The 5,440-nt window shown below is 71.1% G+C and carries 2 protein-coding genes and 1 pseudogene; all 3 read left to right on the plus strand.

The window, feature by feature from the left end; all coding sequences use genetic code 11:
* Positions 1 to 465: pseudogene (locus AC1DOC_RS17380) on the plus strand (glycogen debranching protein GlgX); the annotation flags it as partial.
* Positions 462 to 2,297 (plus strand): malto-oligosyltrehalose trehalohydrolase, encoded by a 1,836-nt coding sequence (gene treZ / locus AC1DOC_RS17385; protein ID WP_478081409.1) that lies wholly within the window; start codon positions 462 to 464, stop codon positions 2,295 to 2,297. The pseudogene AC1DOC_RS17380 and the gene treZ, both read left to right, overlap by 4 nt.
* Positions 2,290 to 5,440 (plus strand): 4-alpha-glucanotransferase (gene malQ, locus AC1DOC_RS17390; RefSeq protein WP_478130158.1); only part of this gene is annotated, 3,151 nt, incomplete at its 3' end. The genes treZ and malQ, both read left to right, overlap by 8 nt.

Here is a 5,440-nt window from a genome sequence, read left to right on the forward strand (position 1 = left end):
CTGATCACCTTCGTGGAGCGCACCATCGCGCTCAGGCGCGCCCACCCCTCGTTCCGGCGCCGCAGCTTCTTTGCCGGCAAGCCCTCGGAGGCCGAGAGCGTGACCGACGTGGTCTGGCTGCGGCCCGACGGCGCCGAGATGCGCCCCGAGGACTGGAGCGACGCCAACGCGCGCTGCCTGGCGATGTACATGTCCGGCGGCGGCATTGCCGACCGCGGACCGCGCGGCGAGGCGCTGCACGACGATGATTTTCTGGTGCTGTTCAACGCGCACCACGACGAGATCCCGTTCACCTTGCCGCCCGCTCCCTACGGCGCCTGGCGGCTGCTGCTCGACACCGCCAGCGGCACCCCGCCGCCCGCCACCGAGGACGTGGCCGCGCTCGCGCCCGCCTGGTCCGAGCCCGCCTATCCGCTGCAGTGCCGCTCGCTGGTGGTGCTGAGCCGGCCGGACGTGCGGCCATGAAGCGTTTTCACCGCATGCCGTTCGGCGCCACGGTGCGCGGCGATGGCGGCGTGGACTTTGCACTGTGGGCGCCGTCCATGCATGGCGTCACGCTGGTGCACACGCCGGCGGGCGCGAAGGAGGCCCTGCACGCCATGGCGCAGGACACGGACGGCTGGCACCGCCTCACGCTCGCCGATGCACGCGCTGGCGACCTCTATGCCTACCGGCTGGCCGACGGCACCACCATGCCCGATCCGGCCTCGCGCTTCAATCCGCAGGACGTGCACGGTCCGAGCCAGGTGGTCGATCCGGCGCTCTACGAATGGACCGACATGGCCTGGCGCGGCCGGCCCTGGCACGAAGCGGTGGTCTACGAACTGCACGTCGGCACCTTCACCGCGGAAGGCACCTTCCGGGCCGCGCGCGAGCGGCTCGGCGAGCTGGCGGAACTGGGCATTACCGCGGTCGAGCTCATGCCGCTCGCGGATTTTCCCGGTGCGCGCAACTGGGGCTACGACGGCGTGCTGCAGTTCGCGCCCGACGCCAGCTACGGCACGCCTGACGAGCTCAAGGCCCTCGTCGACAGCGCGCATGCGCTCGGGCTGATGGTGCTGCTCGACGTGGTCTACAACCACTTCGGGCCGGAGGGCAACTACCTGCACGCCTGCTGCCCCGAGTTCTTCGACGCGGCCCAGCACACGCCATGGGGCGCGGCCATCAACTTCGACGGAGCGGGCTCGCGTACCGTGCGCGACTTCTTCATCCACAACGCGCTGTACTGGGTGGAAGAATTCCACTTCGACGGCCTGCGCATGGATGCGATCCATGCCATTCGCGATGCCTCGCCCAGGCACATCGTGCAGGAGATCCGCGAGGCGCTGAACGCCGGCCCGGCGCGCGAGCGGCAGGTGCACCTGGTGCTGGAGAACGACGCCAACCAGGCTTCGCTGCTGGCGCGCGACGGCAACGGCCTGCCCGTGGCGGGCACCGCGCAATGGAACGACGACCTGCACCACGCCGCCCATGTGCTGGCCACCGGCGAGCGCGATGGCTACTACGCCGACTATGCCGACGACGCCGCGGCACGCTTTGCGCGTGCGCTGGCCGAAGGCTTCATCTACCAGGGGCAGCCCTCGGCCTTTCGCGGCGGGGAGCCGCGCGGCGAACCCAGCACGCAGCTGCCGCCGACCGCTTTCGTGTCCTACCTGCAGACCCACGACCAGGTCGGCAACCGCGCATTCGGCGAGCGCATCCATGCGCTGGGCGATCCGGTGCTGGTGCGCGCCGCGCTGGCCTGCGTGCTGCTGTCGCCACACGTGCCCATGTTCTTCATGGGCGACGAGTTCGCGGCCTCCTCGCCGTTCCTGTACTTCTGCGACTTCGGCCCCGAGCTGGCCTCGGCCGTGGCCGAAGGGCGCCGCGCGGAGTTCGGCCGCTTTGCCGCCTTTGCCGACGAAGCCGCGCGTGCGCGCATTCCCGATCCCAACGCGGCCGAAACCTTCCAGGCCTCGAAGCTGCGCTGGCGCGAGCGCGGCACGCGGGCACATTTCGCGCAACTGTGCGAGGTGCAGCAATTGCTCGACGCGCGCCATCGCCTGCTGGTGCCGCACCTGGCCGGCGTGCACGGCGCGGGAAGCCATGGCTGCGAAGACGGGCTGATCCGGGTTCAGTGGAAGCTCTCGGGCAAGCGCCTTCATCTGCTTGCGAATCTTGGCGCGCAGCCTGCGGTGGAAGCAGCCGCGCCTGCGGGCACGGTGCTCTTCAGCAGGGGCGCCGTGGCCGCAGCGGCGGGCCTGCAACTCGAGCGCGGCGCCGTGCATGCCACGCTGGAGGACATGGCCGGTGGCTGATCCGGGTCATTGGAGCAACGATGTGCTGGAGCGCCTGTGCCGGCACTACGGCATCTCTGCGACCTACCACGACGCCTTCGGAACGCTGCGCCATGCGTCGCCCGAGAACCTGGCCGCGCTGCTGGCCGAGTTCGGCGTGCAGGCGGGTGCCGCAACCGGCGAAGAGGCCGACGCTTCCTCAGCGCCCGCCATGCCGCCGGTGCAGGTGGTGCAGGCGCAGGCACCGCACTGGTCGCTGCAGCTGCCGCAGCGCTCAGGCAGCCTGCGCTGGCGGCTGCGCGACGAGCAGGGGCTTGTGCGCCACGGCGAAGCCGATGCGCAGCCCTGGCCGCATGGCCGCTGCACGCTGCAGTTGGCCGAGCCGCTCGCGCCCGGCTATCACTGGCTGCAGGTCGACGGCCTGCCCGGAGAAACGATGCTCATCGCTTCGCCCGGCCGCTGCTACCGCCCGCCCGCCGTGCAGGACGGCGGCCGCGTCTGGGGGCCGGCGCTGCAGCTCAATGCGCTGCGCTCGGCGCGCAACTGGGGCATCGGCGATTTCGGCGACCTCGAAGCGCTCGTCGACCGCATGGCCGGGCAGGGCGCCGACCTGATCGGCCTGAACCCGCTGCATGCGCTGTTCCCGACCGATCCGCCGCGCGCCAGCCCTTACAGCCCGTCGTCGCGGCAATGGATCAACGTGCTGTACATCGACGTCGAGTCGGTCGACGATTTCGCCGCCTGCGAGGCCGCGCGCCGGCACGTCGAATCGCCCGGGTTCCAGGGCCGGCTCGCGGCGCTGCGGGCCGCGCCGCTGGTCGACCACGCCGGCGTGGCCGCCGCCAAGTTCGAAGTGCTGGAGCTGCTGTTCGAGCACTTCCGCGCGCGGCATCTTTCGCCGGCCGGCGCTCCCGATGCACGCGGCGAGGCCTTCCTGGCCTTTGTCTCGGCGCAGGGCGAACCGCTGCGCCAGCACGCCTTGTTCGAGACGCTGCAGGCCCACTTTGCCGCGGCCGATCCGCAGTGCTGGGGCTGGCTCGCATGGCCCGAGGCCTACCGGCAGGCAGATTCGCTCGAGGTGCAGGCCTTTGCGGCCGAGCATGCCGAGCGGCTGCAATACCACCAGTACCTGCAATGGGTGGCCGAGCGCCAGCTCGCGCGCGCGGGCGAACGCTGCAAGGCGCTGGACATGGGCATCGGGCTCTACCTGGACCTGGCCGTCTCGGTGGACCGCGGCGGTTCCGATGCCTGGGCCGCGCGCCACTGCTTTGCGGTCGGCGCGAGCATCGGCGCGCCGCCCGACGAGTTCAATCCGGCCGGGCAGAACTGGGGCCTGCCGCCGCTGCGCCCCGACCACCTGCGCACGCACCACTACCAGCCCTTCGTGCAGATGCTGCGCGCCAACATGCGGCATGCCGGCGCGCTGCGCATCGACCATGTGATGGGGCTGATGCGCCTGTTCTGGATTCCGCCGGGCCGCTCGCCGCACGATGGCGCCTACGTGCGCTACGCGGTCGAGGAGATGCTGGCCATCGTGGCGGTCGAAAGCCATCGGCATGGCTGCATGGTGGTGGGCGAAGACCTGGGCACGGTGGAGGACGCGATGCGCGAAGCGCTCGCGCGCGCCGACGTGCTCTCCTACCGGCTGCTCTATTTCGAGAAGCAGCAGGGCGGCGGCTTCACGCCCCCTGCGGCCTACCCGGCGGCCGCGCTGGTGGCCATCAGCACGCACGACCTCGCCACCCTCGCGGGCTGGTGGTCGGGGCACGATCTTCGGTTGCGGCTGGCGCTCGGGCTTTTTCCCGATCCGCGGCTGTTCGATGCGCAACTGCTGGACCGCGCGCAGGAACGCATCCGGCTGATGCTGGCCGTGCGCGAGGCGGGCCTGCTGTCTGCCGACGAGGCGGCGCAGGCGCTGTCGCTCGCAGTGCCTTCGCCGCGCATCACGCAGGCGGTCCACGCGTTCCTGGCCGCGGCGCCGTCGGCGCTGATGGTGTTCCAGCTCGAGGACGTGGCCGGCGAGGTGGAGCAGGCCAACATGCCCGGCACCACCGACACGCATCCCAACTGGCGGCGCAAGCTGGCGCCCAGCGTGCAGGAGCTGGCGGCCGGCGCGGCGATGCAGGGGCTCACGGAACACCTGCGCGCGATTCGCCCGCGCCGCAGCCTGCGCGCGGAAGCGGCGCCGTCCACGCTGCTGCAGGCGCGCGTGCCGAGGGCCACCTACCGCCTGCAGTTCCACCAGGGCTTCGGCTTCGACGATGCCATCCGCGTGCTGCCCTACCTCGCGCAGCTCGGCGTGAGCCATGTGTATTGCTCGCCCATCCAGCGCGCCCGCGCGGGCAGCACGCACGGCTACGACGTGGTGGCCCATGCCGAGGTCAACCCCGAGCTCGGCGGCGCCGAAGGCTTTGCGCGCTTCGTCGCGGCGCTGCAGGCGCACGGCCTCGGGCAGCTGCTCGACATGGTGCCCAACCACATGGGTGTGCTCGGCGCCGACAACGCCTGGTGGATGGACGTGCTGGAGAACGGCCCGGCCTCGCTCTTCGCGCATCACTTCGACATCGACTGGCAGCCGCTCAACAAGGAGCTGGCCGGCAAGGTGCTGCTGCCGGTGCTTGGCGGGCACTATGGCGAGGTGCTCGCGAGCGGGGAGCTGGCGCTGCACTTCGAAGCGGCGCACGGCAGCTTCGCGCTGCGCTACTTCGACCACCGGTTTCCGCTGGCGCCCGAAAGCTATCCCGTGGTTCTTGCATGCGCATTGCCGCACCTGAAGGACCCGATGCTCGCAGCGCAGCTCGCCAGCCTCTCGGCCGCCTTCGGCCACCTGCCCAGCCGCCGTGCGCAGACGCCCGCCGAATGCACCGAGCGCGTGCGCGACAAGGAACTGTTCAAGGCCCGCCTCGCGCATCTGGCAGAGGCGCATCCGTCGCTCGCGCGCGCCGTGCTGGCCGCGGTGGCGGAGTTCAACCTGGCGTCGGAAGAGGCGCGCGACCAGCTGCACCGGCTCATCGACCTGCAGGCCTTCCGGCTCGCCTACTGGCGCGTGGCGGCCGACGAAATCAACTACCGGCGCTTCTTCGACATCAACGACCTGGCGGCGGTGCGCATGGAACGCGACGAGGTGTTCGAGGCCACCCAGTCCTTCGCGCTCGACCTTGCCG

The organism is Variovorax sp. 01T439_2, from assembly GCF_056398445.1.